Raw genomic sequence first — 25372 nt, forward strand, 5'->3', positions numbered from 1 at the left:
ACGTTGGAGGAACCGTGCCCGGTCTCAACCTGGACGAGCTGATTCTCGACCGCGAGCAATACCGAGCCGTGCGTGCCGAGGTGCGCGCGCGGATGCTGCCGCTGCGCCGTAGCCGGCGGGTGCAGGTCGGTGACGCGCTCGCGCTGGAGTTCGAGAACGAGCAGACGCTGCGCTACCAGGTGCAGGAGATGATCTACGCCGAGAACATCACGTCCGAGGCAGCGGCCGGCGAGGAGATCGAGACCTACCGGCGGCTGCTGCCTACGGCGGGCTCGGTATCGGCGACGATGTTCCTGGAGTTCGCCGACCTGGACACCGTCCGCACGAGCCTGGACGGCCTGAGCGGCATCCAGCACCTGATCGAGCTACGGCTCGGCTCGTCCCGGATCGCCGGTGTGGACGTGCCGCCGCCGGACGAGGCGGACGATCGCCAGACGTACTCGGTGCACTTCGTCCGCTTCGACCTGGCGCCGGCTCAGCGCGCCGACCTGGCGAACCTGACCGTTCCGGCGCAGCTGTCGGTGGAGCATCCCGCGTATCGCGCCGCGACCGAACTGCCTGCCGAGTTGCGCACCCAGCTGGTCGCCGACCTGGCCTGACCCGATCGGGCAACGCGCTGCGGCCCGAGGCCGCAGCGCGTTGCACAATCGGGTTCATGCGCATCGCGGTGGCCGGTGGCACCGGCCGAGTCGGCCGGCTCGTCGTCGAGGCCGCCGGGTCGTCCGGCCACGAACCCGTGGTGCTGGCCCGCTCGGCCGGGGTCGACCTGACGACCGGTGCCGGACTGGATGCGGCGCTGGCTGGTGTCGCCGCGGTGATAGACGTGAGCGATCCGGCAACCACCAGCCGGCGCAAGGCGACCGCGTTCTACGAGCGTGCTGCCGAACACCTGCTGCCCGCCGAGCAACGCGCCGGCGTTCGGCATCACGTGGTGCTGTCCATCGTCGGCATCGACCGCGTAGGGCTCGGTTACTACCGCGCCAAGCAGCGGCAGGAGGCGCTCGCGATGGCCGGTCCGGTGCCGGCGAGCGTGCTTCGGGCTACCCAGTTCCACGAGTTCACGCTGCAGGTCAGCGAGCGCGGCGGCCGGTTCGGGGGTGCGCTGCTGCCGAAGGGCCCAGGCCCGCGCGGTCAGCAGACCTTCGACGAATGGTTCGCTGCGCGCTGAGGTCGCCAGTCGCCCCGTGTCGGCGGTGAGCCGGTGCCGTCAGCCGCTCTTGCGGCGGAAGGTGCGCTTGGCGCCGGCGGCGCCGTGCGCCTCGTGGATCTTGGACTCGCCGTGCGTCTCGGCCGCCCGCTCGGCCTGGTGGTGGCGCTTGCGCTCCAGGGCCTCGCGGAACTTGGCCTTGGGGTCGTCGGTGTCGCCGCCGGCCTTGGCGTCGTTGTCAGGCATGGCCCCAGCCTCGCACGCGACGCCGCGGCCGTGCCACTCAGGCCCGCTCGAGGACGACGACGGGGATCTCGCGGGCCGTCTTCTGCTGGTACTCGTCGTAGGCCGGCCACACCTCGGTCATCTCGCGCCACAGCTGGGGCTTCTCCTCGGCGGTGGCGGTGCGGGCGCGGGCGTTGAACACCTCGCCCTTGATCTGCACCGTCACCTCGGGGTCGGCCTGCAGGTTGACGTACCAGGCCGGCGGCTCGGGCGCGCCGCCCTTGGAGGCGACGACCAGGTAGGCGCCGTCGTGCTCGCGGAAGATCAGCGGGTGGGTGTACTCGCGGCCGGACTTGCGGCCCTTGGTGCCCAGCAGCAGGATCGTCGTCCCCTTCTGCCACTCGTAGCCCTCGGCGCCGTCGGTCGCCCGGTACCGCTCGACGTGCTCCTTGCCGAACAAGGTCATCGTTCGCGTCCTCTCGGTCGTAGTCGTCCCGCCGGCAGCGGGGGAGCGGGCAACGGTGCGCCCGCGTCGCGTACAACCCCGAAGCGCTCCTGGTTCATCCAGTCCGCACGCGCGGCCTCGATCTCGTCGTGGTCGCGCGCGAGGAAGTTCCACCACATCAGGATCCGTTCCTCGAACGGGACGCCGCCGAGCAGCAACGCGCGCGCGCCGGCGGGGGCATGCAGCCGCAGGTCGCGCCGTCCGCAGCCGAGGTAGAGCATCGAGCCGACCGTCAGTGTCGCGTTCTCGACTGCCACCGAGCCGCTCATCGCGAGCAGGGCGTACTCGAAGCCGGGCTCCAGCGGCAGCAGCACCTCGCCGTCCGCGTCCAGCGCCACATCGGCGCCGACCATCGGGGCATAGGTGCGGCCCGGCGAGACCGCGCCGGCCAGCTCGCCCATGATCACCGTGGTGCGGGCGCCGGGTTCGGTGAGCACGGGCAGCATCGCGTGGTGATCCCACGCCGGTGCGACCGTCCTCGATCCGTCCGGCAGCGCCACCCACAGCTGGACGCCGTGCAGCAGCGCCGGGTGCGGCACGGGGGAGCGCTCGGCGTGCGCGATGCCCACGCCGGCCGTCATCAGCCCGAGCTGGCCCGGGCTGATCAGCTGGTCGCTGCCGAGGCTGTCCTGGTGGTGCACCTCGCCGGCGAGCAGCCAGCTGACCGTCTGCAGCCCGCAGTGCGGGTGCGGCGGCACCTGCATGCCGGGCGACGTGCTGATGTCGTCCGGACCGTAGTGGTCGACGAAGCACCACGGCCCGACCAGGCGCCTGCCCAGGTTCGGCAGCAACCGGCGCACCTTGGTGCTCTCGCCGAGCAGCACCTCGCGGCCGGCGAACAGTTCGTGCACCGGCCGGATGGCGACGTCGGTCAACCCGCCGAGCGGTGTCAGCCCCGGCGTACGGTCGAGGTTGCTCATATCCCGACAGTAACGCCGTTCGAGGAGAGTGCCGATGGCAACCGAGGTACGCCGCAACGACGAGGCCGGCCGTTACGAGATCACCGTCGACGGCGACGTCGCCGGCTTCGCCGCGTTCCACCCGGACGGCGATGTGCTGGTCTTCCCGCACACCGAGATCGACGAGCGCTACTCCGGGCAGGGGCTGGCCAAGGTCCTGATCGGACAAGCCTTGGGCGACGTGCGTGCGCGCGGCCTCACCATCGTGCCGACCTGCGAGTTCGTGCAGGGGTACCTGGAGAAGAACCCGCGGTACCAGGATCTGATCGCGTAGCCGCCGTCTCGAGCGCGCTCGCGGCGTCACGCAGCACACGCGGCTGTGGATGAAGGTGTGTGCGAGCCGGTGGAAAACCAGCGCAGCGGGGGATAACCCGTCCACTTCTGTGGACGAGCGTGTGGACGAGCAAAACTTCTCGAAATTGCCCTCGATTGCCTATTGCGCAAGCAGATCGTGGTCAGTAGAAATACGTCATCGCTTCGGCGAGGAGTTCGAACCGGAGGCAACTTCGGGCGCAGGAGGACCGGGCAAGCGGGACTTCGGAGGATCGGGAAACCGGATCTTCGAAAGGAACGGGCGGCCGGGACTCGACGGGAACCGGGAGACCGGTGACCGGCGGGATCGGCAGTACGGGAGACCGGGGTGCCGAGCCACGGATTTCCACGCGGGGCGACGGTCGCGCAACGCACGCGCGCCGAGCGATCGGCGAGTGGTGCAGCGAGACAGGACGAGGCCCCTCCATCTCATACATGGAGGGGCCTCGTCTGCGTCTGGCTACCGACAGTCTGTCGCGCCCGGCCCGTGATCGCCGGCAGCGACACGCCGCCGCGCCCTACTTCAGTTCGGTCGAGCTCTTGTTCAGCAGCCGGCGCGCGACGATCAGCTGCTGGATCTGCTGGGTGCCCTCGAAGATGTCCAGGATCTTCGAATCGCGCGCCCACTTCTCCAGCAGCGCGCCCTCGCCGTAGCCGTACGCGCCGGCCAGTTCGACGCAGCGCAAGGTGATCTCCACGCCGACCCGGCCCGCCTTCGCCTTGGCCATCGAGGCCTGCAGCGAGTTCGGCTTGTTGTTGTCGGCCATCCAGGTCGCCTGCAGCGTGAGCAGGTACGCCGCCTCCCAGTCGGCCTCCAGCTTCAAGAACTCCGCCGCCGCCGCGTGCTGCGTGAATACCGGCTGGTCGTAGTCGATCGGCACGCCGGCGTCGGCGAGCAGGTCGTGCAGTTCGTCCAGCGCCGCCCGGGCACATCCGACCGCCATGCCGGCAACCAGCGGACGGGTGTTGTCGAAGGTCTGCATGACGCCGGCAAAGCCCTGATCGGCCTCGATCTCCGCCGAACCCAGCAGGTTCTCCCGCGGTACCCGGCAGTCGGTGAACCGGATCGTCGCGGTGTCCGACGCGCGGATCCCGAGCTTGTGCTCGAGCCGCTCGACCTGCATGCCGGGCGTGCCCTTCTCCACCACGAAGGACTTGATCGCGGCGCGGCCCTTGCTGCGGTCCAGCGAGGCCCAGACGACGACCGAGTCGCAGCGCCCGCCGGCCGTCACGAAGATCTTCTCGCCGTTGAGGACGTAGTGGTCCCCGTCCAGCACCGCGGTCGTCTGCACGGCGGCCGAGTCCGAGCCGAAGGACGGCTCGGTGATCGCCATGGCCGCCCACGTCTTGTCGAACCGCGCGTGCTGCTCGTCATTGGCGACCGACGCGATCGCGGCGTTGCCCAGTCCCTGGCGCGGCATCGACAGCACCATCGCGACATCGCCCCAGCACGCCTCGATGATCGACAGCACCCCGGACATGTTGGTGCCGTTGCGGTTCCCGGTGTCGCCGCTCGCCTCGCGGCGCACCCCGCGCGCGCCGGTGCTCGCCTCGCCCGAGGCGTTCATGCCGTCGATGAGCGAGGCGAGCATGTCCAGTTCCTTCGGGTACTCGTGCTCGCTCTGGTCGTACTTGCGCGAGATCGGCCGGAAGATCTCCTGGGACACCTGCCGGGCCTGGTTCACGATCAGCGCGAACTTCTTCGGCACCTCGAGGTTGATCGTCATGCGGGGCCCCCGCGAAAGTGCGTAGCGTTCTGTGCAGAGCAGTTTCCTGAGGTGTTCATACGAGCACCACGCCTTCCATCACGCCGGCCGCGCGCAGGTCGCGGTACCAGCGCTCCACCGGATGTTCCTTCACATACCCGTGCCCGCCGAGCAACTGCACCCCGTTGCTGCCGATCTGCATGCCGTACTCGGACGTGAGCCGCCGAGCCAGCGCGCTCTCGCGGGCGAACGGCAGACCCTGCTCGGCGCGCGCGGCCGCCCGCAGCGTCACCAGCCGGGCGCCCTCGAGCTCGATGCCGATGTTCGCGACCATGAAGGCGACCGCCTGCCGGTGGCTGATCGGCTCGCCGAATGCCTGCCGCTCGTTGACGTACGGGATCACGTAGTCCAGCACGGCCCGGCACGTACCCAACGCCAGCGCCGCCCACCCGATCCGGCCCAGCCGGATGCAGTCGCCGTAGGCCCGTGCGTCGCCGAGCACGGCCGTTTCCGGCACCTGCACCTCGTCCAGCACCAGCCGGCCCATGCGGGCGGCCCGCAGGCCCATCGCCGGTTCGGACTCGATCTGCACACCGCGCGACGAGGACTCGACGAGGAGCAGGGCGGGGGCGCCGTCCAGCATCGCGCCGACGACGAACAGTTCGGCACTGTCGGCGCGCGGCACCAGCGACTTCACCCCGTCGAGGACGAAACCGCCCGGCACCCGCCGGGCCACCGTCCGCAGTGCGAACGGGTTGAACAGCACGTGCGGTTCCAGCACGGCGACGGCGGCGGCGAGCGGACCGTTCTCCCCGCCCTTAACGAAGGACGGCAGGTAGCCGGCCTGCTGGTCGGCGTCGCCCCACAGCGTGAGCGCGGTGCTGACCGCGGCGGGGGCGAGGCACGCCACCGCCAGCCCCATGTCCCCGTGCGCGAGCGCCTCGTTCACCAGGACGCCGGTGGTGACGGACCGCTCGCCGCCGAACCCGCCGAGCGATTCGGGCACGGTGAGCTGGCCGACCCCGAGCTCGTCGACCGCGCGCGCGAGCAGCGGCGCCGGAGCCGCGCAGTCCTGGTCGGCGGCGGCCGCGGCCGGACGAAGCTGTTCGGCGGCGAACTCGGCGCTCGCCTGCGCGATCATCGCCTGCTCGTCGGTGGGCGTCAGGTCGAACAGCGCCCGCTCGGGCGCCACCGCGGGCCGCTCGGGCGTGCCGTGCCCGCCGGGCCGCGCCGGCGCGGCGAAACGGCGGTTGGCGGCGCCGACGGCACGAAAGCCGGTGCGGGTGGCCTGGTACACGGCCCGCTCGGCGGGCTTGCGCAGCTTGAGCCGGTCGATGAGGCCGGCACCGGCGAGCTTGTTCAGCGCGGCGAGCCCGAGGCCCATCGCATCGCGTGGGCGGGTGCTGCGGCGGGTCGGCATGGCGGCTCCCGGTGATGATCGGCGGCGTTCTCGTTGTGTGGTACGCGATGTCGTAGATACAAGTTACCCGCGAGTAGTGGCACTGCCAACGCGGCGCGACCGATTGTGTCGACCGGCACGGCTGCGGGAACCCCGCTCCGGTCGGCTACGTTGAGCAGGAGTAAGTGCGAGAGAACAGGAGGCCCGGCACATGGCAGAGAACCCGGTCATCAGGAACTTCGGCAAAGCGACCGGCGCCACGCCGTCCGCCGTCGACCTGCAGAAGATGTACGACCAGCCGGCATACGCCGGGCCGCGTGCGGGCCAGCGCTACCTCACGCTCGACGACGTCGTGCAGCGCACCGGCGCGATGCTGTTCGTGCTGCTCGCCGCCGGCACCGTCTCGTGGGTGGCACTGCCGACCAACCTGACGGCTCCGGTGCTCATCGTCTCGCTCATGGGCGGGCTGGGGCTGGGCCTGTACATGGCGTTCAAGCAGGTGGCCAACGCCCCGCTCGCGCTGCTGTACTCGGCGTTGCAGGGCGTGCTGCTCGGCGGCATCAGCCGCGCGTTCGAGCACGCCTACAACGGCATCGTGATCCAGGCGATCACCGGCACCGTGATGGTCGCCGCCGGCATGCTGTTCGTCTACAAGATCGGCGCGATCCGGGTCACGCCCAAGTTCACCCGCGTGGTCGTCGGTGCGACCATCGGCGTCTTCGGCCTGATGCTGGTCAACCTGGTCTCCTACCTGTTCAGCTCCGACGGCCTGGGGCTGCGCAGCGGCGGAGTCATCGCGATCGTGTTCAGCCTGGTCTGCATCGTCATCGCCTCGATGAACCTGGTCATGGACTTCGACATGATCGAGCGCGGCATCCGCAACGGCGCCGACCAGAAGTTCGCCTGGTACGCCGCGTTCGGCCTGGTCGTGACGCTGATCTGGCTGTACATCGAGATCCTGCGGCTGCTCAGCTACCTGCGCGACTGACGCCGAACCCTACTGCGCATCGTCGATGAGGGCGGGCCCCGCGGGGGCCCGCCCTCATTCATGTGCTGCGACTTCCGGACACTCCCCCACGGATGCCCGGACGCGCGCACCGGACCAACGAGCGCGGTCCGGCGCGGTTACGCGGTAGGCGGTGGCGTGCCCGGTGCGGTCAGGACAGCCGCTCGATGACCATGGCCATGCCCTGGCCGCCACCGACGCACATCGTCTCCAGGCCGAACTGCTTGTCATGCGCCTGCAGCGAGTTGATCAACGTCGTGGTGATGCGCGCGCCGGTCATGCCGAACGGGTGGCCGACCGCGATGGCGCCGCCGTTGACGTTCAGCCGGTCCATCTCGATGCCGAGCTCGCGCTGTGACGGCAGCACCTGCGCGGCGAACGCCTCGTTGATCTCGACCAGGTCGATGTCGCCGATGCTCATGCCCGCGTGCGCCAGTGCGCGCCGTGACGCCTCGACCGGGCCGAGCCCCATGATCTCGGGCGAGAGCCCGGAGACGCCGGTGGCGACGATGCGCGCGAGCGGCGTGAGCCCCAGCTCGGCGGCCTTGGTGTCGCTCATGATGATCACCGCGGCGGCGCCGTCGTTGAGCGGGCAGCAGTTTCCGGCCGTCACGCGGCCGTCCGGGCGGAACACCGGCTTGAGCTGGGAGACCGCCTCGTAGGTGACCCCGGCGCGGGGCCCGTCGTCGGCGGAGACCACGGTGCCGTCCGGCAGCGTGATCGGGGTGATGTCACGCGCCCAGAAGCCGTTCTTGATCGCCTCCTCGGCCAGGTTCTGCGACCGGACGCCGAAGTGGTCCATGTCCTCGCGGCTGACGTCCTTGAAGCGGGCCACGTTCTCGGCGGTCTGCCCCATCGCGATGTAGACGTCCGGCACGTTGCCGTCCTCGCGCGGGTCGCGCCACGAGTCGCTGCCGCTCTCGGCGACCTTGGCGGTGCGCGCCTCGGCGTCGGCGAAGCGCGGGTTGTGCGTGTTCGGCCAGCCGTCGGCGTTGCCGTTCGCGTAGCGCGAGACGGTCTCGACGCCGGCAGAGATGAACACGTCGCCCTCGCCGGCCTTGATCGCGTGGAACGCCATCCGGGACGTCTGCAGCGACGAGGAGCAGTACCGCTGGACGGTGGTGCCGGGCAGGAAGTCGTAGCCGAGCTGGACGGCGACCACGCGGCCGATGTTGAAGCCGGATTCGCCGCCGGGCTGCCCGCAGCCCATCATCAGGTCGTCGATGTCGTGCGGGTCCAGCGCGGGCACCTTGTCCAGCGCGGCCCGCACGATCTGGGTGGCCAGCTCGTCCGGACGGATCGTCGCCAGCGAGCCCTTCACGGCACGGCCGATCGGCGAGCGGGCGGTGGAGACGATCACGGCTTCGGACATTGCAGGACTCCTCGACGTCGGCAGGCTTGCCGCCGATCGTGCCATTTGGCCCGCGCGGTGTCAGTCGGCGGTGGTCGGGGTCACCTCGGTCGCGGCACCCTCGCCGGCCTCGGGCACCCGGCGCGCGTGGCGCCGGCGCAGCTGGGCCACCGGCCCGCGGCGGGTGAGCGCGCCGCCGCGCGACGGCGCGGGCGCGACCTCGCTGCCGGGCCGGGCGGCAGCCTGGGCGGCGGCCTTGGCGACCGGCTTGGGGCGCCGGGTGGTGAACGCGCTGGCCGACCGGGCCCGGGTGCGCAGGCCCAGGGCGTCCAGGCAGGAGGGCAGCAGCGCCTTGGACGCCTCCGCGTAACCCGCCGCCGAGGGGTGGAAGCGGTCCTCGGCGAACAGGTCGAGCCGGGTCGCGAACAACGGACCGAGCAGGTCGCCGAGGGACACCGTCCGCCCGCCCGCCCGCACCACGGCGATCGTCTGGGCGGCGGCCATCTGGCGGGACAGGTGCCGCGCGTACCAGCGCAGCGGCTGCGGCAGCGGGCGGATCGTGCCTAGATCGGGACAGGTGCCGACCACGACCTGTATGCCGTCGGCCTTCAGCCGCCGCACCGCCTGTTCCAGGTAGTGCACCGGACCCGACGGGCGGCGCCCCTCGGTGACGTCGTTCGCCCCGATCATCACGATCGCCAGCTCGGGCCGGATGTGCCGGGCCAGCCGCTCCAGCTGCTCGCCCAGATCCCGGGACTCCGCGCCGACGACCGCCACGTTGGTGACGTGGACCGGGCGCCGCGCCGCCGCCGAGATGCCGATGGCGAGCTGGGCGGCCGGCGTCTCGCGGTCGCGTGCCGCGCCGTAACCGGCGGCGGTGGAGTCGCCCAGCAGCGCGATGCGGATCGGCGGCCGCAGCCGGCTCACCCCGGCGGCCGCCCAGGTGGTGTCGTGCGAGACGGGCGGGTCGGTCACGGCCACCGGGATGCGGCGGCGCGCCAGCTTCGTCTCGCCGAACATCACGCCCACGAGCGCGGCGCCGCCGAGGGCGCCCAGCGCGCCGATGCCGCCACCGCCGTAGGCCGCCGCGGTGGCGATCCGCTTCGCCTTGCTCGCCCGACTCACTCGGCATCCTTCCCGGCCGCGGACCCGATCGTGCAACCGGCCGCGGCCTCAGAGCGCAGCCGGGTGCACGATCGGGTCAGGTGTCTGCGACCGAGGTTAACAGCGTCCGGTCCGGGGCGAACAGGGGAGCGAGCGCCGCATGCAGCGCCGGCGGGCAGCCGAGCGCCACCTCGGCGCCGAGCAGTTGCAGTCGGTGGACGGCGAGCGCGAGCTGCCGGACCGATCGGCAGGCGGACCGGTGGCGCAGGTCGCCGATCACGATCACGGCGACGTCCGGGACGAACGCGAGCAGCCGCTGCAGCTGGCCGCGCAGAGCCTCGGGGCCGGCGCCGCGGGCGGACACGTTGCGGACCCGCACCGGGCGGTCCCACTGCCGGGACACCCGCAGCGCGAGCCGGGCAGCTCTGCTCGCGCCGGCAGCCTCGGTGGCCGCCGTGCCGTCAGGCACGGCAGAGCCGGCGAAGGCGAGGGAGCCGCCCAGCAGCGCGAGGCGGACCGGCTCGCCGTTCGCGGCGACGCCCGGTGCGCGCAGGGTCAGCCCGTCACAGGCCGGCCCGCAGTCCGCGAACCGCCGCAGTGCCACCCGTGCGATCGTCATGGCCGGCCTCCTCCGACGCGCCCCGCATTCACACGCACTATCGGCACCGGTTCGCACCATGAGAACGACCAGGGACACGAACTACTGGGGGACACGAACTACTAGGGTCGCGCTCATGCGCTATTGCGAATCACTCCTGGACCTGATCGGCAACACCCCGCTCGTCAGGCTCCGCTCCGTCACCAGCGGCCTGGCACCGACCGTGCTGGCCAAGGTCGAGTACTTCAACCCGGGCGGGTCGGTGAAGGACCGCATCGCGGTCCGCATGATCGACGCCGCCGAGCAGTCCGGCGAGCTCAAGCCGGGCGGCACGATCGTCGAGCCGACGTCCGGCAACACCGGCATCGGGCTGGCCCTGGTCGCCCAGCAGCGCGGCTACCACTGCATCTTCGTCTGCCCGGACAAGGTGAGCGGCGACAAGATCAACACGCTGCGCGCGTACGGCGCCGAGGTCGTCGTCTGCCCGACCGCGGTCGCACCCGAGGACCCGCGCTCCTACTACTCGGTGTCCGACCGGCTGGCGCGCGAGACGCCCGGCGGCTGGAAGCCGGACCAGTACGCCAACGTCAACAACCCGCGCTCGCACTACGAGACGACGGGACCGGAGCTGTGGGAGCAGACCGACGGCCGGATCACCCACTTCGTCGCCGGCGTCGGCACCGGTGGAACCATCAGCGGCACCGGCCGCTATCTCAAGGAGCACGGCCCGGTGCGGGTGATCGGCGCCGACCCGGAGGGCTCGGTCTACTCCGGCGGGACGGGCCGCCCCTACCTGGTCGAGGGCGTCGGCGAGGACTTCTGGCCGGCCACCTACGACCGCGAGATCTGCGACGAGATCGTGGCGGTGTCCGACGCCGACTCCTTCGCGATGACGCGCCGGCTGGCCCGCGAGGAGGGGCTGCTCGTCGGCGGCTCCTGCGGCATGGCGGTAGTGGCCGCGCTGCGGGTGGCCGAGCGGGCCGGACCGGACGACGTGATCGTCGTGCTGCTGCCCGACGGCGGCCGCGGCTACCTGTCCAAGATCTTCTCGGACGCGTGGATGGCCGACTACGGGTTCCTGCGCGGCTCGGCCGAGACCACGGTGCTGGACGTGCTGCGCGGCAAGTCCGGCGAGACCCCCTCGCTGGTGCACGGGCACCCGAACGAGACGATCCGCGAGGCCATCGACATCCTGCGTGAGTACGGCGTCTCGCAGATGCCGGTGGTGCGCGCCGAGCCGCCCGTGACCGCGGGCGAGGTGGTCGGCTCGGTGTCGGAGAAGGCGCTGATGGACGCGCTGTTCACCGGGCACGCGTCACTGGCCGACGCCGTCGAGCCGCACATGTCACCGCCGCTGCCGATCATCGGTTCCGGCGAGCCGGTGACCGCGGCCACCGCCGCGCTGACCGACGCCGACGCGCTGCTCGTGCACGTCGACGGCAAGCCGGCCGGCATCATCACCCGCCAGGACCTGCTCGGCCATCTCACCGCCGCCGGGTGATGCGGCTCGCTGGTGCCCCGTTGAGTGGCGGGTTCGGGTTTCAGTGGCGACCTATAACCCGCCACTGAGCCCATAAGCCGCCACTCAACGAGGACGCGGGCGGGTGCAGGTACGGTCGGGGCATGCCTGGTTTCGACACGACGGCCATCCATGCGGGGCAGGAACCCGATCCGCTGACGGGGGCGGTCGCCGTCCCCATCTACCAGACCTCGACGTACAAGCAGGACGGCGTCGGCGGGCTGCGCGGCGGCTACGAGTACAGCCGCAGCGCCAACCCGACCCGCACCGCGCTCGAGGTCGCGCTCGCCGCGCTGGAGCAGGGCACCCGCGGCCTCGCGTTCGCCAGCGGCCTGGCGGCCGAGGACACCCTGCTGCGCACCGTCTGCCGGCCGGGCGATCACGTGATCCTGCCCGGCGACGCGTACGGCGGGACGTTCCGGCTCGTCGCCCGGGTGCTCACCAACTGGGGCCTGGAGTACACGCCGGTGCCGCTCGCCGACCTGGACGCGGTGCGTGCCGCACTGCGCGAGAACACCAGGGTGATCTGGTGCGAGACGCCGACCAACCCGCTGCTCGGGATCGCCGACATCGCCGCGCTCGCCGAGATCGCCCGCGCGGCGAACGCGAAACTGGTCGTCGACAACACCTTCGCCAGCCCGTACCTGCAGCAGCCGATCACGCTCGGTGCCGACGTCGTCGTGCACTCGATGACCAAGTACCTGGGCGGGCACTCGGACGTCGTCGGCGGCGCGCTGATCACCGCGGATGACGAGCTGGGCCAGCAACTCGCATTCCACCAGAACTCGATGGGGGCGATCGCCGGGCCGTTCGACTCGTGGCTGGTGCTGCGCGGCATCAAGACACTGGGCGTGCGGATGGACCGGCACTGCAGCAACGCCGAGCGCGTCGTCGACTTCCTGACCGGCCACCCCGCGGTGGCCGCGGTGCTCTACCCGGGCCTGCCCGAGCACCCCGGGCACGAGACGGCGGCGCGGCAGATGCGCGGCTTCGGCGGCATGGTCTCGTTCCGGCTGCGCGGCGGCGAGGAGGCCGCGCTCAAGGTGTGCGAGCTGGTGCAGGTGTTCACCCTCGGCGAGTCGCTCGGCGGCGTCGAGTCGCTGATCGAGCACCCCGGCAAGATGACGCACGCCAGCGTCGCCGGCTCGCCGCTGGAGGTGCCGGGCGATCTCGTCCGGCTGTCCGTCGGGATCGAGAACGTCGAGGACCTGCTCGCGGACCTGGCTCAGGCGCTGGCCTGAGCCTGCCCCGCCCGCCACTCGGCGGCGAGGATGGCGAAGTCGAGCTCGGTCGTCCACTCGCCCTTGAACCACTCGTTCTCGACGAGGACGGCCTCCTGGCGCATCCCGAGCCGGCGCAGCACGGCCGCGGACTTCTCGTTGCGGGCGTCGACCCGCCCGACGACGCGGTGCAGGTCCAGCCCGTCGAAGGCGAGCGCGAGCAGCGCCCGGCATGCCTCGGTCACGTAGCCGTGACCCTCGTGCTCGGGGTTGAGCACGTACCCGATCTCGCCGGCGCGGTGCTCGGCGCTGTGCCACATCAGCATGACGTCGCCCACCAGTTCGCCGGTGTCGCGGCGCACCACCGCGAGCGCGATCGCCTGGCCGGCCTCGTCGAGCGTCGAGCGGGTGCGCTGCGGATCGGCCAGCCGCCCGGCCACCTCGTCCCGGCTGCGCGGCGAGTACGGGATGTAGCGGCAGACGTCCTCGCGCGACTGGTAGGCGTGCACGGCGTCGACGTCGGTGGCCGCGTCGAGCGGGCGCAGCAGCAGCCGTTCGGTGCGGATCGGGTAGTCCGGGGTGAGCATCGCGTCACGCTAGCGTGGTACGCATGAGCTGCACAGCGTGCGCCATCTGGGACGAGGGTTACCTCGCGTACGACTTCGGCGAGCACCCGATGAACCCGGTGCGGCTCGAGCTGACGATCCGGCTCGCGCGCGAGCTCGGCGTACTGGACCGGCTCGAGGTGCTGCCGCCGCGCGCCGCCGACGAGCAGCAACTGCGCACCGTCCACGCCGCCGACTACCTCGACGCGGTCCGCACGGCGAGCGTCGACCAGGACTTCACCGGCTACGGCCTCGGCACCGACGACGACCCGGTGTTCCCCGGCATGTTCGAGGCGTCGGCGCTGATCGCGGGCGGCTCGGCGATCGCGGCGCAGCAGGTGTGGGGCGGGCACGTGCAGCACGCGGTGAACATCGCCGGCGGCCTGCACCACGCGATGCCGGGCTACGCCAGCGGGTTCTGCGTCTTCAACGACGTCGCGCTGGCGATCCGCACTATGCTGGCCGCGGGCGCCACCAGGATCGCGTACGTCGACATCGACGTGCACCACGGCGACGGCGTGCAGGCCGCGTTCTACGAAGACCCGCGGGTGCTGACGATCAGCCTGCACCAGGACCCACGCACCCTGTTCCCTGGCACGGGCATGCCGACCGAGACCGGGCGCGGCCCGGGCGAGGGCACCGCGATCAACCTGGCCCTGCCGCCCGGCACCGGTGATTCAGGCTGGTTGCGCGCCTTCCGCGCCGTCGTGCCCGGGGCGGTACGGGCGTTCGCGCCGGAGGTGCTGGTCACCCAGTGCGGCTGCGACACGCACCACGAGGACCCGCTGGCCAACCTGGAGCTGTCCGTCGACGGGCAGCGGGCCGCGATCGGCGAGCTGCACGCCCTCGCGCACGAGGCCGCCGGCGGCAGGTGGGTGGCGTTCGGCGGCGGCGGATACGGGGTGATCCGGTGCGTGCCGCGCACCTGGACGCACCTGCTGGCCGAGGCCTCCGGCGTCCGCGTCCCGCCGGAGACCCGGATCCCGGACGCGTGGACGGACCACCTGCGCGGCCGGGGCGTCTCCGGCGAGCTGCCGCGCACGATGGGCGAGGACCGCGTCCCGTTCGCCGAACGGTGGCAGCCGGGTGGGGAGAGCTGGCTGGACCGCGCGATCGGCGCGACCCGCCACGCGTCCTTCCCGCTGCTCGGCCTGGACCCGGACGACCCCCGTGACTGACTCCGCCGACCCCGTCCCGGACTACGACGACGCCGAGGCGCCGCCCCCGCCGCCGCACTGGGAGGCCGACGTGGTGGTCGCCGACGGCGGGACCGTGCACCTGCGCCCGATCCGTCCGTCCGACGCGCCGAAGCTGGTCGCCCTGCACGGCGGGCTGTCCCCGCGCACCCGCTACCTGCGTTACTTCTCCGCCTATCCGCGCATCCCCGAGCGCGACCTGTACCGGTTCAGCCATGTCGACCACCACGACCGGGTGGCGCTGATCGTCGAACTCGGCGGTGCGGCGATAGCCGTCGGCCGGTACGAGCGGTCACCCGGGACCGACGGTGTACCCAGCGCCGAGGTCGCGTTCGTGGTCGCCGACGCGCACCAGGGCCGTGGCATCGGCTCGGTGCTGCTCGAACACCTCGCGGCGGCCGGGCGCGAATGCGGCATCAGGCGGTTCGTCGCGGTCGTGCTCGCCGAGAACAGCGCGATGATCCGGGTGTTCCGCGACGCCGGATACGAGGTCACGCGGCACCTGGAGTACGGCGAGGTGAACCTGGAGTTCGCGATCGACGAGACGGCGGTGACCGAGGCGGTGATGCGCGAGCGCGAGCAGCGGGCCGAGGCGCGCTCGATCGCCCGGCTGCTCAACCCGGGGTCGGTGGCGATCGTCGGGGCCAGCAACGACGCCGGCAAGATCGGGCACGCGGTCGTGGTCAACCTGTTGCGCAGCGGCTTCGACGGACCGCTCTACCCGGTGAACCCGGACGCGCGGCACGTCAGCGGGATCCCGGCGTACCGCAGCGTGCTGGACGTCCCGGGCGAGCTCGACCTGGCGGTGATCGCGGTCCCGGCGCCGTCGGTGGCGGCGGTCGTCGACGAGTGCGCCCAGCGCGGGGTCAAGGGGCTGATCGTGATCAGCGGCGGGTTCGGCGAGCGCGGCGCCGAAGAGGAACGCGAGGCGGGCCGGACGGCCCAGCGCGCCCTGGTCACGGCGGCCCGGGCACACGGGATGCGCGTGGTCGGCCCGAACTGCCTCGGCGTGGTGAACACCGCGGCCGGGGTGCGGCTGAACGCCTCGCTCGCGCCGCTGCCGCCGCTGCCCGGGCGGGTCGGCTTCTTCTCCCAGTCCGGTGCGCTGGGCGTGACGATCCTGGGCGAGGCCGCGCGGCGCGGGCTGGGCGTCTCGACGTTCGTCTCGGCCGGGAACCGCGCGGACGTGTCCGGCAATGACATGCTGCAGTTCTGGGAGACCGACGAGCGCACCGACGTCGTGCTGATGTACCTGGAGAGCTTCGGCAACCCGCGCAAGTTCGCCCGGTTGACCCGCCGGCTCGGCCGCACCAAGCCGATCGTCACCATCAAGAGCGGCACCGGAACCGTCCTGGTCGCCGGCCTGGAGCAGACGTCGGTCGACGTGCCGGACGTCAGCGCGCGCGCCCTGTTCGAGGCGTCCGGCGTGATCCGGGTGGAGACGGTCAGCGGCATGTTCGACGTGGCGCTGCTGCTGTCGACGCAGCCGCTGCCGGCGGGCGGCCGGGTCGCGGTGGTCGGCAACTCGACCGCGATCGGGGTGCTCGTGGCGAACGCCTGTTCCGCCGAGGGGCTGCAGCTGACGCGTCTGGTCGACGTCGGGGTGGACGCCGGCGCGGAGGCGTTCGAGCCGGCCCTGGCCGGTGCGGTGGCCGACCCGGACGTCGACGCGATCGTGGTGGTGTTCGTTCCGCCGCTGCCGCGTTCGGCCGGTGACGATGTGGCCGTCGCCCTGCGCACGATCGCGGCGTCGAGCCAGAAGCCGGTGCTGTCGACCTTCCTCGGCTTCGAGGGCGTGCCGGACGCGCTCGCGGCAGCCGGCGAGGAGGCTGCGCCCCGCGGCTCGGTGCCGTCGTACCCGTCCCCGGAGCGGGCGGTGCGGGCCCTGGCCCGGGCGGTGCGGTACGCGGCGTGGCGCGCGACCCCGGCCGGGGTGGTGCCCGAGCTCGCGGACCTCGACCTCGACCGCGCGCGGGAGCTGGTGGACGGCGTGCTGACGGCCGCGCCGCAGGGCCGCGAGCTGACCGTCGACGAGGCCGGCCGGCTGCTCGGCTCGGTGGGCGTGCTGCTGTCCTACGAGGAGCCGGCGCGGACCGTCGAGGTGGTCTTCACCGTGTTCGACGACCACTCGTTCGGCGCGCTGGTGTCCTTCGGGCTGGGCGGGGTGGCCACCGAGTTGCTCGGCGACACCGCGTACGCCGCTGCGCCGCTCACCACCCAGGACGCGGAGCAGCTGATCGGTACCCCGCGCGCCGCGCCGCTGCTCACCGGCTACGAGGGCAGCGAACCGTGCGACACCGCGGCGCTCGCCGACCTGGCGCTGCGGCTGTCGGCGCTCGGCGACGCGCTGCCGGAGCTGGCCGAGTGCCGGGTGGGCGCGCTGGCCACGCCGTTCGGCGTGCAGGTGACGTCGGTGGCCGCCCGGCTGGCGCCGCCCACGGCGCGCGGAGACACCGGCCCGCGGCGCATGCGCGGCCTCTAGCTGCTGCGGCGCTCCCCCCACCGGGTGGCGAGTCTTGCTGCGCTCCCCCCACCGGGTGACGGAATTTGGGGCCGGATTTTGGTAACCCGGTGGGGGAAGCGCTAGCGCTTCGGTGAGCCGGACGGTTCGATCGGGTGCGGCCCGGGCACGCTCGGCAGCCCCGGGGTGGCGCGCGTCAGCCGGTTGAGCAGGCCGGACGTACCGGCCGGCGGCGTCCAGTCGTAGCGGACCGCGGTGCCGTTGGTGGCCCACGGTGCGCAGCCGGCGTAGCTGACCACGACGGGGGCGAGCCGGCCGCCCGTGGTCGCGGTCGGGTACAGCACCAGCTCGCGCACCGGCTGGACCGGGCACGGCCGTGCCGACCGGGTGACCGCGGCCGCGTTCAGGCTGGTGGCCACGTCAGCAGCGTCCCGGCCGAGCAGCACGGTGCTGCCGGTGGCCTCGATCCGCCCGCCCAACGAGGTGGCCGCGTAGCCGCACACCCGGATCGAGTCGACCAGTTCGGCGAACAGCGGTCCCGAGCCGCCGAACTGGCCGGTGCCACCCCCGCCGGGAACCATCAGCCGGATCGGAGTCGCCGGGCAACTCGCGGTGTCAGCGCCGTTCGCCCCGCCTGCCGTCTCGGGTGCCGCGCGCGGCGCCGTCCCCTCCGGCGCCGCCGCCTTGCCCTGCAGGTCGCCCGAGACCGAACTGCCGGCGGCCGAATCGCCGGAGCCGTTCGTCCCGGTACTGAGCGCGGCGATACCGGTGCCGATACCGCCCACTGCGATGACCGCCGCGGCGATCGACCCGACCCGCATCCGCCGGTTGTGCCGGACGGCCCGGGCGTGCGCGATCACCAGATCGGGGTTGACCGGCTGGCCTTCGCCGGCGCGCAGCGCGGCGCGCAGCTGCGACTCGCTCGGGCTCATGGCGTTCCTCCTACCGACAGCTCGACGCGCAGCCGGGCCAGCGCGCGCGAACAGGTGCTCTTGACCGTGCCGACCGGCATCCCCAGCGTCTCTGCGGTTTCCTGTTCCGGCAGGTCGCAGTAGTAGCGCAGCACGATCACCGCGCGTTCCTTGGGGCTCAGCCCGGTGAGCAGGCGGCGCAGCTCGTCCCGCTCGTCGGTGCCGGTGGTGCTGTCGGCGACCGGCACCTCCGGCAGTGTCTCGGTCGGCCGCTCGCCCCACCACTTGCGGCGCGTGGAATCGATGTGCGCGGTGACCATCGCCTTGCGCGCGTACGCCAGCGGTGCGTCGATCCGGTCCCACTTGAGGTAGACCCGGGTGAGCGCGGTCTGCACGAGGTCCTCTCCACGGTAATGGTCGCCGGTCAGCAGCCGGGCAGCGTGCAGCAGCGTCGCGCCGTTCGCCTCGACGAACGCGCGGAACGCCGGCTCGTCACGCATCGCCACCTGCCTCCACCTGCATCGACGAGGTGGGCGCGTCACCGAGTTCCAGCCACAGCCGCTGGTGCGGGATCTCGTGTTCGACGAAGATCCCGCCGTGCGGCCGGAAACCCTGCCGAAGGTAGAAGCCGATCGCGCTCTCGCGCGCGTTGCACCACAACAGCGCGCCGCCGCGCTCGCGTGCCTGCCGGACGGCGGCGCCGACCACGAGCGCACCGAGACCACGCCCGCGGTATCCGGGAAGCGTGGCCATCTGGCGCAGGTGCCAGCCGTCCGTGCGGCCCGGCTGCCACGGCGGGGCGTCCCGGTAGATGAAGCAGGTGCACAGCGCGACGCCGTCGTCGCCGATCGCGCCGAGGTGCACCGCGCCGGTCAGCTCGTCACCGGGCAGCGGTGCACCAGGCAGCAGGTTCGGGCGCAGCACGCTCCGGCGCAGCCCGCGGGTCAGCGCCTCGTCGACGACCTCGACACGCACCACCTAGCTGCCCGGCTGGTACACCATCAGGAAGACGATCACGGCGAAGATGATGCCGACGATCCCGCCGGTGGCGGCGACGCGCGCGCTCAGCGACGAGGCCGGCTCCGAGCCGGCCAGCGCGGTGGCCCGCTCCAGCGTCGGGACGATCACACCCAGCACCAGCGCGACCGCGACCAGCCAGAGCAGCGCGGACACCCAGATCCACGGCTCACTGAACTCGGCCACCTTCTCGTGCTTGCCGTACGGCGACTTGCTCGACATCAGCGCGAAGCCGAACACGATCACCAGGATCGAGGCGTAGCTGTAGATCTTCAGCACGCGCGAGGACGACGCGGTCGCGGCGGCATCGCCGGTGCGCACGCCACGCGCCGCGGTCGTGGCCGCGTGCACGAGCGGGCCGACCGCGAACACGGTGAACAGCAGGTGCAGCGCCAGCATGATTTTGAACATGGCGCCCACGCTAGCTGTCGAGCCGCTCCCGCACGTCGGGTCCCCACCGTCCGGCGTACAGCCGTTGCAGCTGCGGGATCTGCCAGTCCTCGCCGGTCACCATCTGCCGGCACCGGTAGCTCTCGCAGTGGCAACGCAGCAGGAACTGCGGGTCGGCGATCACGGTCGCGTAGTCGTAGGTGAGCTCCTCGCCGGCTGCGATCTCGCGGCGCGCCAGGAACCGGTGCGGGCCGGCCCACCACAGGTTCGGCTCGCAGCTGTGATTGACCGCCTCGCCGAGTGCGAGCTCGGTGCCGGCGGCGATCGCGCGCGCCGCGAACGTTCCGGCGCCGGCGATCGCCGACGGGGCTACGCGGGCGAGCACCGCGGCGGTCACCCGGCCCGCCGCTGCCGGCGACCGTGCCGGGCACGCAGGTAGTCGGCCACCACGAACTCGCCGAGCCGCCCGAGTTTGGGCAGGAAGACCCGGCCGCCGTTGCGCCGGCCCACCTCCTGCATGAACTCGATCAGCCGCGGGTCGTCGTCCAGCATGAAGATGTTGATGGTCGCGCCGCGGCGGGTGCAGCGCTCGACCTCGGCCAGCGTGGCCGCAATGGTCTCCGGCGTGGGTGGCCAGGAGAAGTCGGCGAAGCCGTCGCGGGCCAGGTGCGCGGTCGGCTCACCGTCGGTGATGACCAGGATCACCGGCTCGGCGTTGCGGTGCTTGTCCAGGAACCGGCGCGCCAGCATCAGGCCGTGTTGCAGGTTGGTGCCCTGCACGCGGTCCCAGTCGTGCTCGACGAGCGCGCCGGTGGACATCACCCGGGCATAGTCGCTGAACCCGATGATCTCGATCGCGTCCTGCGGGTACTTCGTGCTGATCAGCGAGTGCAGCGCGAGCGCGGTCGTCTTCGCCTCGCCCCAGGTGCCGCGCAGCTCCATCGAGTACGACATGTCCACGAGCAGCGCGACGGCGGCGGACGAGCGGCGCTCGGTCTCGACCACCTCGAAGTCCTCGCCGGTCAGCCGCAGCGGACGGCCTTCCACGGACGACCGCAACACCGCATTGCGGACGGTGCGCACGACGTCCAGCGGCTGCTCGTCGCCGAAGCGCCACTCGCGGCTGGCGCCGGTGACCTCGCCCGCCGCGCCCGCATCGCGCACGTCGTGCCCGCCGCGTCCACGGGATTCGAGCACGTCGAAGACGCGCCGCAGCGCGGTCGAGCCGAGCCGGCGCAGCGCGCGCGGCGTCAGCTTGAGGCCGTCGCTGCCGCGCTGCAGGTAGCCCTGCTCGCGCAGCTCGCGCTCGATGCGGCGCAACTGGTCCATGTCGTCGACGGCGCTGCTGCCGAGCGCGCGCTCGATCAGCTCCTCGTCGATGTCCTCCAGGCTGGCGCCCGGGTATTCCTGGGACAGCAGTTCGTCGAGCTGGTCGAGGTCGGCGAGCTCGGCCAGCGCGCCGGTGGCGTCCGCGTAGCCGAGGCCCTGGTCACCGTCCATCCGCTGCCGGCCGCCCCACGGCAGGTCGGGACGGGCCGAGCGCAGGCCCTGCTGCAGCCGGGCCATCTGCTCGGCCAGCCCGGCGTCGCCGAGTGCCTGCTGCATCAGCGACTCGAGCTCGCCGCGCTGTTCGGGGGTCAGCGAGTCCATCAGCCGCTGGGCCGCCGCCGCCCGGCGGGCGAGCGAGTCGACGAGCTCGGCGAGGTTCTGCGGGCTGTCCGGGAAGTACTGCCCGTACTGCGCCATGAACGCCTCGAACTGAGCCTGGGTGTGCTCGCCGCGGGCGTCCGCGTCGAGCATGTCGTTGAGCGCCTGCATCATCTGCCGGATCTGGTCGAGGTCCTGCGACGTCGCGTTCTGCAGCGCGTTGCGCATGCCGGCGAACTGCGCGTCGAGCACCTCCTCGCGCAGCAGTTGCTGGATCCGCGCGTAGGCGGCAGCAGCCTCCGGTGAGCGCCACTGGTACTCGGCCAGGGCGCGCACCGCGCGGGCGGCGTCGTTGGGCAGCGCGTCCAGCTCGGCCTCGGCCATTCGCGCCGAATCGTCCGGGTCGGGGAACAGGGCGCGGCGCTCGGCCTCGAGAGCCTGCTCGAGCAGCTCGCGGACCTGCTGCAGCGTCCCGTCCAGCCGGCCGCTGTTGCGCAGCTCGCGGGCGCGCGAGCGGGCACGGCGGCGCAGCGCGTCCAGCCCGTCGCGGTCGCCCGCGCCCTGCCGCAGCAGCCGGTTCAGCGCCTGGCGCGGCGAGGCGCCGGCCAGCACGTCGTCGCCGACCCGGTCCAGCGCCTCGCGGATGTCGAACGGCGGTTCCAGCGGGTCCGGCCCCCCGTGCCAGGCCCCGTATCGCGCGCTCACGCCTGCCCGCAATCTCCGCCGAGTGGCGACTCGACACGCCGAGTGGCGAGATTCAGGTCGCCACTGGGCACCCGAGGTCGCCACTCGCGCATGGTGTCAGTGCCCATAGATCGTCCGGACGCCGTCGCTGTCCTTGGCCAGGCGCTTGTTCAGGTGCAGGCCCTCCAGCGCGAACTCCAAGGCCGCCGCCGCGATCCCCACCGCCGCCGGGCCCTCCCCGATCCCGTCCGGCTCCAGGCGCTCGAGCAGCGCGGAGAGCACCGGCACCGGGCCGAGCTGGGCGAGCAGCGCGTCGGCGCCGACCGCGTCGCCGCTGCTCACCGTGAGCCCGTCGTCGAACTTCTGCTGCAGCGGGCGCAGGTCCAGCCCGGCCAGCCGCGCCCGGAACGTCTCGGCGACGGCGCGCCGCAGCAGGTGTTCGAGCACCTCGAACTCGCGCCCCTCGTCGGCGTCGTCGAACTCCACCTTGCCGCGCGAGGCGGGGATGACGCAGGGCAGGTCGGCGACCCGCGCGACGGCCAGCGGTTCGCCGGCGATCGCGGCCCGGCGCACCGCCGACGCGGCGACCGTCTCGACGGCGGCGATAGCGAACCGCGCGGACACTCCGGAGCGCTGGTCGACCTGCGGTGCGTCGCGCACCCCCCGCGCGAAGCGGGCGATCACCTCGAGCAGGTGCGCGGGCACGACCGGCGCCGCGTGCGAGGCGTCCGTCCACAGCACCGCGGCCTCCTGCGCGACCAGGGTCAGCTCGTCGATGAGCTCGAGCGGGTAGTGGGTGCGCACCTCGGCCCCGAACCGGTCCTTGAGCGGGGTGATGATCCGGCCGCGGTTGGTGTAGTCCTCCGGATTCGCACTGGCGACCAGCAGCAGGTCCAGCGGCATCCGCAACTGGTAGCCGCGCACCTGGATGTCGCGTTCTTCCAGCACGTTGAGCAGCGCGACCTGGATCCGCTCGGCCAGGTCGGGCAGCTCGTTCACTGCGATGATGCCGCGGTTGGTGCGCGGCACCAGCCCGTAGTGGATGGTCTCCGGGTCGCCGAGCGTGCGGCCCGCGGCGACCTTGATCGGGTCGACGTCACCGATCAGGTCACCGACCGAGGTGTCCGGGGTGGCCAGCTTCTCGCCGTACCGCTCGCTGCGGTGCTTCCAGGCCACCGGGGTGAGGTCGCCGTCGGTGGCGACGATCGCCACGCAGCGGCCGCACACCGGTGCGTACGGGTGATCGTTGATCTCGCAGCCGGCGATCACGGGCGTCCACTCGTCGAGCAGGCCGGTGATGGTGCGGATCAGCCGGGTCTTGCCCTGGCCGCGCTCGCCGAGCAGCACCAGGTCGTGCCCGGCGAGCAGCGCGCGCTCGACCTCCGGCACCACGGTGTCCTCGAAGCCGACGATGCCGGGCAGTGTCGGTTCGCCGGCCGCGAGCCGGCCGATCAGGTTCTCGCGGATCTCGGTCTTGACGCTGCGGTGCACGTGCCCGGACGCGCGTAGCTCGCCGAGTGTGGAGATGGACGGGGCAGTGGTGGGGGCGCTCACCCGCTCGACGCTACGACCCGGAGGCAAACGCCGCCACGGTCACGGCACCTGCAGGAAGATCGACTGGGCGAGCGTGACGAGCTCCGGATCGTTCTCGCGCGTCGGCCCGTCCAGGTACCAGGCGTCGACCACCTCGACGCCCGCGTCCTGTCCCAGCGCGCTGAAGGCGTCCGGGCTCGGAACCGCGGCAGGTCCCGCGGGCAGGCGATACCCCTCGCGGAGCAGATCGACCAGGTTGCCGGTGCCGTTCCTGGTCACGAGCTTCACGAAGTCGCCCGCCGTCTTGTAGACGCCCGGGTCGCGGCCGGTGAAGCCGAGGTCGGAGATCGCCAGGCCCACCGCGCGCCTGTGCAAGGTGGTGGTGGCCAGGCGTCTGGTCAGCCCGGAGCACTTGTGCGCCCGCAGGAAGTCGATCATCGGCTGCCCGTACGCGTGGTCGGCGCAGGTGGGCGTGCGGACCGAGGCCCAGACCTGGACGAGGAACGTGCTGCCGTCCGGAGCGGTCACGGTGGCACTGCGCAGCGGCGCGCTCGGCACCGGGTGCGTGCCCGGCGCTGTCGAGCGGGGCGCCGAGGCCGAAGCGGTGGCCGAAGCGGTGGCCGAAGCGGTGGCCGACGCGGTGGCGGCCGGCGGCGTCACCGTCGCGACGGGCGAGCCGGCCAGCGCGCTCGGTGCGGGGAAGTCCGCGCTCCTGCCGCCGGCCGGGACGGTGCCGCCGTGCCCGACGCCCTGGGTGGACGTGGTGCACGCGGTCAGCGTCACCAGCGCACCGGCCAGCGCCGCCCATCGTCTCGAACGCATGCGCACAGCATGACCGCTCGGACCCGATCACGGAATACACCCCCGGGTGGATCCGGCGGTGTGCCAGGCTTGGGCCCGTGGCGACGGACGACGGACGCGGTGTCGACGGTTTGGACGCACGGCTGCTGGCCGAGCTGGACGCCGCGCCGCGGGTCGGCGTGCTGGAGCTGTCCCGTCGGCTCGGCGTCGCGCGGGCGACCGTGCAGGCTCGGCTGGACCGGCTGGTGGCACGCGGCGTGATCGCCACGTTCTCGCCCACCCTGGACCCGGTGGCGCTCGGCTACCGGGTGACCGCGTTCGCCACGCTGGAGATCCGCCAGGGTCGCGGCCGCACCGTGCTGGAGCACCTGAACGCGATCCCCGAGGTGCTGGAGGTGCACACCATCACCGGGCAGGGCGACATGCTGTGCCGGCTGGTGGCGCGCTCGAACGAGGACCTGCAGCGCGTCATCGACAGCGTCACCCAGGTTGCCGAGATCGTCCGGACCTCGACGGTGATCGCGCTGACCAACCCGATCTCGCACCGGGTGTTGCCGCTGGTGACCGGCGAGCGGGTCAGCCGCTGAACGGCTTGGCGCTGATCAGCTCCACCTTCATGGTCTTGCCGTTGGGCGTCTCGTACTCGACCGTCTCGCCCTCGTGGCGCCCGTGCAGCGCCTTGCCGATCGGCGACTGCGGCGAGTACACCGCGACGCCGGCGGTCTCGGCCTCCTCGCGGGAGCCGAGCAGGAACGTCTCGGTCTCGTCCTCGCCCTCGTAGCGGACGGTGACGAGCATGCCGGGCTCGGCAACGCCGTCGTCCGGGGGAGCCTCGCCGACCTTCGCGCGGCGCAGCATGTCCTGCAGTTGCAGGATGCGGCCCTCCTGCTTGCCCTGCTCCTCCCGGGCGGCCTGGTACCCGCCGTTCTCGCGCAGATCGCCCTCCTCGCGCCGGTCGTTGATCTCCTTCGCGAGCACCGGGCGGTTCGCCTTGAGCTCCTCGAGCTCGTTGGTCAGGCGGTCGTACGCCTCTTGGGTCAGCCAGGTGACGGCGGTGGTGTCGGGCGTGGACACAG

General features: G+C 72.4%; 27 protein-coding genes. 9 read left to right on the forward strand and 18 right to left on the reverse strand.

The features are described from left to right. Positions 1 to 14 precede the first annotated feature (14 nt). Together M6B22_RS15480 and M6B22_RS15485 are read left to right on the forward strand one after the other, a co-directional pair. Positions 15 to 599: a DUF3501 family protein gene (locus M6B22_RS15480; protein ID WP_269442462.1), complete on the forward strand. Its 585-nt coding sequence runs from the start codon at positions 15 to 17 to the stop codon at positions 597 to 599. A gap of 56 nt (positions 600 to 655) precedes the next feature. Further along, positions 656 to 1168, forward strand: coding sequence for an SDR family oxidoreductase (locus M6B22_RS15485; protein ID WP_269442463.1), 513 nt, complete (start codon positions 656 to 658; stop codon positions 1166 to 1168). 39 nt (positions 1169 to 1207) lie between these two features. On the opposite strand, the gene M6B22_RS15490 is transcribed toward M6B22_RS15485, so the two are convergent. From M6B22_RS15490 to M6B22_RS15500, 3 genes are read right to left on the reverse strand one after another with little or no spacing between them, the layout of a single operon-like run. Further along, positions 1208 to 1393: a DUF5302 domain-containing protein gene (locus M6B22_RS15490; protein WP_269442464.1), complete on the reverse strand. Its 186-nt coding sequence runs from the start codon at positions 1391 to 1393 to the stop codon at positions 1208 to 1210. Between the two features lie 37 nt (positions 1394 to 1430). Next, complete coding sequence (locus M6B22_RS15495) at positions 1431 to 1838, reverse strand: nitroreductase family deazaflavin-dependent oxidoreductase (protein ID WP_269442465.1); 408 nt, start codon at positions 1836 to 1838, stop codon at positions 1431 to 1433. Next, entirely contained in the window at positions 1835 to 2797 is a 963-nt protein-coding gene (locus M6B22_RS15500; protein ID WP_269442466.1) for a pirin family protein, read from the reverse strand. Before M6B22_RS15500 ends, M6B22_RS15495 begins: the two co-directional genes overlap by 4 nt. Before the next feature lie 34 nt (positions 2798 to 2831). Here M6B22_RS15500 and M6B22_RS15505 point away from each other — a divergent pair, with 34 nt between their 5' ends. Beyond that, the gene (locus tag M6B22_RS15505; protein ID WP_269442467.1) at positions 2832 to 3110 is read left to right on the forward strand and encodes a GNAT family N-acetyltransferase; all 279 of its coding nucleotides are present in this window, start codon (positions 2832 to 2834) and stop codon (positions 3108 to 3110) included. Positions 3111 to 3666: 556 nt separating this feature from the next. On the opposite strand, the gene M6B22_RS15510 is transcribed toward M6B22_RS15505, so the two are convergent. Continuing rightward, the gene (locus M6B22_RS15510) at positions 3667 to 4875 is read right to left on the reverse strand and encodes an acyl-CoA dehydrogenase family protein (protein WP_269442468.1); all 1209 of its coding nucleotides are present in this window, start codon (positions 4873 to 4875) and stop codon (positions 3667 to 3669) included. A 55-nt stretch (positions 4876 to 4930) separates the two neighbouring features. Then, positions 4931 to 6274: an acyl-CoA dehydrogenase family protein gene (locus tag M6B22_RS15515; protein WP_269442469.1), complete on the reverse strand. Its 1344-nt coding sequence runs from the start codon at positions 6272 to 6274 to the stop codon at positions 4931 to 4933. A gap of 190 nt (positions 6275 to 6464) precedes the next feature. Here M6B22_RS15515 and M6B22_RS15520 point away from each other — a divergent pair, with 190 nt between their 5' ends. After that, complete coding sequence (locus M6B22_RS15520; protein WP_269442470.1) at positions 6465 to 7241, forward strand: Bax inhibitor-1/YccA family protein; 777 nt, start codon at positions 6465 to 6467, stop codon at positions 7239 to 7241. Positions 7242 to 7410: 169 nt separating this feature from the next. Here the strand turns inward: M6B22_RS15520 and M6B22_RS15525 are convergent, their stop codons facing one another. From M6B22_RS15525 to M6B22_RS15535, 3 genes are all read right to left on the reverse strand, one after another. Next, on the reverse strand, positions 7411 to 8631 hold the full coding sequence (locus tag M6B22_RS15525) for an acetyl-CoA C-acetyltransferase (RefSeq protein WP_269442471.1): 1221 nt from the start codon (positions 8629 to 8631) through the stop codon (positions 7411 to 7413). A gap of 60 nt (positions 8632 to 8691) precedes the next feature. Continuing rightward, positions 8692 to 9735, reverse strand: coding sequence for an SGNH/GDSL hydrolase family protein (locus M6B22_RS15530; RefSeq protein ID WP_269442472.1), 1044 nt, complete (start codon positions 9733 to 9735; stop codon positions 8692 to 8694). A gap of 76 nt (positions 9736 to 9811) precedes the next feature. Next, a complete protein-coding gene (locus tag M6B22_RS15535; RefSeq protein WP_269442473.1) occupies positions 9812 to 10333 on the reverse strand; it encodes an SGNH/GDSL hydrolase family protein in 522 nt (173 codons plus the stop codon). Positions 10334 to 10448: 115 nt separating this feature from the next. On the opposite strand from M6B22_RS15535, the gene M6B22_RS15540 reads away from it, so the two are divergent. Further along, positions 10449 to 11813 (forward strand): cystathionine beta-synthase, encoded by a 1365-nt coding sequence (locus M6B22_RS15540; protein WP_269442474.1) that lies wholly within the window; start codon positions 10449 to 10451, stop codon positions 11811 to 11813. 122 nt (positions 11814 to 11935) lie between these two features. Beyond that, on the forward strand, positions 11936 to 13072 hold the full coding sequence (locus M6B22_RS15545; RefSeq protein ID WP_269442475.1) for a cystathionine gamma-synthase: 1137 nt from the start codon (positions 11936 to 11938) through the stop codon (positions 13070 to 13072). Here M6B22_RS15545 and M6B22_RS15550 read toward each other — a convergent pair. Further along, positions 13057 to 13638 carry a GNAT family N-acetyltransferase gene (locus tag M6B22_RS15550; protein WP_269442476.1) on the reverse strand — a complete coding sequence of 194 codons (582 nt, stop codon included), beginning with the start codon at positions 13636 to 13638 and terminating at the stop codon, positions 13057 to 13059. The genes M6B22_RS15545 and M6B22_RS15550 overlap by 16 nt on opposite strands. Positions 13639 to 13661: 23 nt before the next feature. On the opposite strand from M6B22_RS15550, the gene M6B22_RS15555 reads away from it, so the two are divergent. Further along, the gene (locus M6B22_RS15555) at positions 13662 to 14834 is read left to right on the forward strand and encodes an acetoin utilization protein AcuC (protein ID WP_269442477.1); all 1173 of its coding nucleotides are present in this window, start codon (positions 13662 to 13664) and stop codon (positions 14832 to 14834) included. Continuing rightward, positions 14827 to 17334 (forward strand): bifunctional acetate--CoA ligase family protein/GNAT family N-acetyltransferase, encoded by a 2508-nt coding sequence (locus M6B22_RS15560; protein ID WP_269442478.1) that lies wholly within the window; start codon positions 14827 to 14829, stop codon positions 17332 to 17334. Before M6B22_RS15555 ends, M6B22_RS15560 begins: the two co-directional genes overlap by 8 nt. A gap of 101 nt (positions 17335 to 17435) precedes the next feature. On the opposite strand, the gene M6B22_RS15565 is transcribed toward M6B22_RS15560, so the two are convergent. From M6B22_RS15565 to M6B22_RS15600, 8 genes are all read right to left on the reverse strand, one after another. After that, positions 17436 to 18245, reverse strand: a complete 810-nt coding sequence (locus M6B22_RS15565; protein WP_269442479.1) for a hypothetical protein — start codon at positions 18243 to 18245, stop codon at positions 17436 to 17438. After that, positions 18242 to 18724 (reverse strand): SigE family RNA polymerase sigma factor, encoded by a 483-nt coding sequence (locus M6B22_RS15570; protein WP_269445835.1) that lies wholly within the window; start codon positions 18722 to 18724, stop codon positions 18242 to 18244. Before M6B22_RS15570 ends, M6B22_RS15565 begins: the two co-directional genes overlap by 4 nt. Further along, positions 18717 to 19199: a GNAT family N-acetyltransferase gene (locus tag M6B22_RS15575; RefSeq protein ID WP_269442480.1), complete on the reverse strand. Its 483-nt coding sequence runs from the start codon at positions 19197 to 19199 to the stop codon at positions 18717 to 18719. The genes M6B22_RS15570 and M6B22_RS15575 overlap by 8 nt, the downstream gene beginning before the upstream one ends. 3 nt (positions 19200 to 19202) lie before the next feature. After that, positions 19203 to 19652 (reverse strand): hypothetical protein, encoded by a 450-nt coding sequence (locus M6B22_RS15580; RefSeq protein WP_269442481.1) that lies wholly within the window; start codon positions 19650 to 19652, stop codon positions 19203 to 19205. Between the two features lie 10 nt (positions 19653 to 19662). Continuing rightward, a complete protein-coding gene (locus tag M6B22_RS15585; RefSeq protein WP_269442482.1) occupies positions 19663 to 20028 on the reverse strand; it encodes an SET domain-containing protein-lysine N-methyltransferase in 366 nt (121 codons plus the stop codon). Continuing rightward, positions 20025 to 21983: a VWA domain-containing protein gene (locus M6B22_RS15590; protein WP_269442483.1), complete on the reverse strand. Its 1959-nt coding sequence runs from the start codon at positions 21981 to 21983 to the stop codon at positions 20025 to 20027. The genes M6B22_RS15585 and M6B22_RS15590 overlap by 4 nt, the downstream gene beginning before the upstream one ends. 96 nt (positions 21984 to 22079) lie before the next feature. Then, on the reverse strand, positions 22080 to 23516 hold the full coding sequence (locus M6B22_RS15595; RefSeq protein ID WP_269442484.1) for a sigma 54-interacting transcriptional regulator: 1437 nt from the start codon (positions 23514 to 23516) through the stop codon (positions 22080 to 22082). A gap of 39 nt (positions 23517 to 23555) precedes the next feature. Continuing rightward, complete coding sequence (locus tag M6B22_RS15600) at positions 23556 to 24317, reverse strand: hypothetical protein (protein WP_269442485.1); 762 nt, start codon at positions 24315 to 24317, stop codon at positions 23556 to 23558. Between the two features lie 77 nt (positions 24318 to 24394). Here M6B22_RS15600 and M6B22_RS15605 point away from each other — a divergent pair, with 77 nt between their 5' ends. Next, positions 24395 to 24883 (forward strand): Lrp/AsnC family transcriptional regulator, encoded by a 489-nt coding sequence (locus tag M6B22_RS15605; protein ID WP_269442486.1) that lies wholly within the window; start codon positions 24395 to 24397, stop codon positions 24881 to 24883. Here the strand turns inward: M6B22_RS15605 and greA are convergent. Next, on the reverse strand, positions 24873 to 25370 hold the full coding sequence (greA, locus tag M6B22_RS15610) for a transcription elongation factor GreA (RefSeq protein ID WP_269442487.1): 498 nt from the start codon (positions 25368 to 25370) through the stop codon (positions 24873 to 24875). The two genes, M6B22_RS15605 and greA, sit on opposite strands and share 11 nt — an antisense overlap. Positions 25371 to 25372: the final 2 nt, after the last annotated feature.

Origin of the sequence: Jatrophihabitans cynanchi (assembly GCF_027247405.1) — a bacterium.
In the GTDB taxonomy this organism is placed as follows: domain Bacteria; phylum Actinomycetota; class Actinomycetes; order Mycobacteriales; family Jatrophihabitantaceae; genus Jatrophihabitans_B; species Jatrophihabitans_B cynanchi.

What these genes read in the sequence shown, in the direction of transcription:
- M6B22_RS15485 (WP_269442463.1), top strand. Translation starts at nt 656, where the DNA reads ATGCGCATCGCGGTGGCCGGTGGCACCGGCCGAGTCGGCCGGCTCGTC.
- M6B22_RS15490 (WP_269442464.1), bottom strand. Translation starts at nt 1,393, where the DNA reads ATGCCTGACAACGACGCCAAGGCCGGCGGCGACACCGACGACCCCAAG.
- M6B22_RS15495 (WP_269442465.1), bottom strand. Translation starts at nt 1,838, where the DNA reads ATGACCTTGTTCGGCAAGGAGCACGTCGAGCGGTACCGGGCGACCGAC.
- M6B22_RS15500 (WP_269442466.1), bottom strand. Translation starts at nt 2,797, where the DNA reads ATGAGCAACCTCGACCGTACGCCGGGGCTGACACCGCTCGGCGGGTTG.
- M6B22_RS15505 (WP_269442467.1), top strand. Translation starts at nt 2,832, where the DNA reads ATGGCAACCGAGGTACGCCGCAACGACGAGGCCGGCCGTTACGAGATC.
- M6B22_RS15510 (WP_269442468.1), bottom strand. Translation starts at nt 4,875, where the DNA reads ATGACGATCAACCTCGAGGTGCCGAAGAAGTTCGCGCTGATCGTGAAC.
- M6B22_RS15515 (WP_269442469.1), bottom strand. Translation starts at nt 6,274, where the DNA reads ATGCCGACCCGCCGCAGCACCCGCCCACGCGATGCGATGGGCCTCGGG.
- M6B22_RS15520 (WP_269442470.1), top strand. Translation starts at nt 6,465, where the DNA reads ATGGCAGAGAACCCGGTCATCAGGAACTTCGGCAAAGCGACCGGCGCC.
- M6B22_RS15525 (WP_269442471.1), bottom strand. Translation starts at nt 8,631, where the DNA reads ATGTCCGAAGCCGTGATCGTCTCCACCGCCCGCTCGCCGATCGGCCGT.
- M6B22_RS15535 (WP_269442473.1), bottom strand. Translation starts at nt 10,333, where the DNA reads ATGACGATCGCACGGGTGGCACTGCGGCGGTTCGCGGACTGCGGGCCG.
- M6B22_RS15540 (WP_269442474.1), top strand. Translation starts at nt 10,449, where the DNA reads ATGCGCTATTGCGAATCACTCCTGGACCTGATCGGCAACACCCCGCTC.
- M6B22_RS15545 (WP_269442475.1), top strand. Translation starts at nt 11,936, where the DNA reads ATGCCTGGTTTCGACACGACGGCCATCCATGCGGGGCAGGAACCCGAT.
- M6B22_RS15550 (WP_269442476.1), bottom strand. Translation starts at nt 13,638, where the DNA reads ATGCTCACCCCGGACTACCCGATCCGCACCGAACGGCTGCTGCTGCGC.
- M6B22_RS15555 (WP_269442477.1), top strand. Translation starts at nt 13,662, where the DNA reads ATGAGCTGCACAGCGTGCGCCATCTGGGACGAGGGTTACCTCGCGTAC.
- M6B22_RS15565 (WP_269442479.1), bottom strand. Translation starts at nt 18,245, where the DNA reads ATGAGCCCGAGCGAGTCGCAGCTGCGCGCCGCGCTGCGCGCCGGCGAA.
- M6B22_RS15570 (WP_269445835.1), bottom strand. Translation starts at nt 18,724, where the DNA reads ATGCGTGACGAGCCGGCGTTCCGCGCGTTCGTCGAGGCGAACGGCGCG.
- M6B22_RS15580 (WP_269442481.1), bottom strand. Translation starts at nt 19,652, where the DNA reads ATGTTCAAAATCATGCTGGCGCTGCACCTGCTGTTCACCGTGTTCGCG.
- M6B22_RS15600 (WP_269442485.1), bottom strand. Translation starts at nt 24,317, where the DNA reads ATGCGTTCGAGACGATGGGCGGCGCTGGCCGGTGCGCTGGTGACGCTG.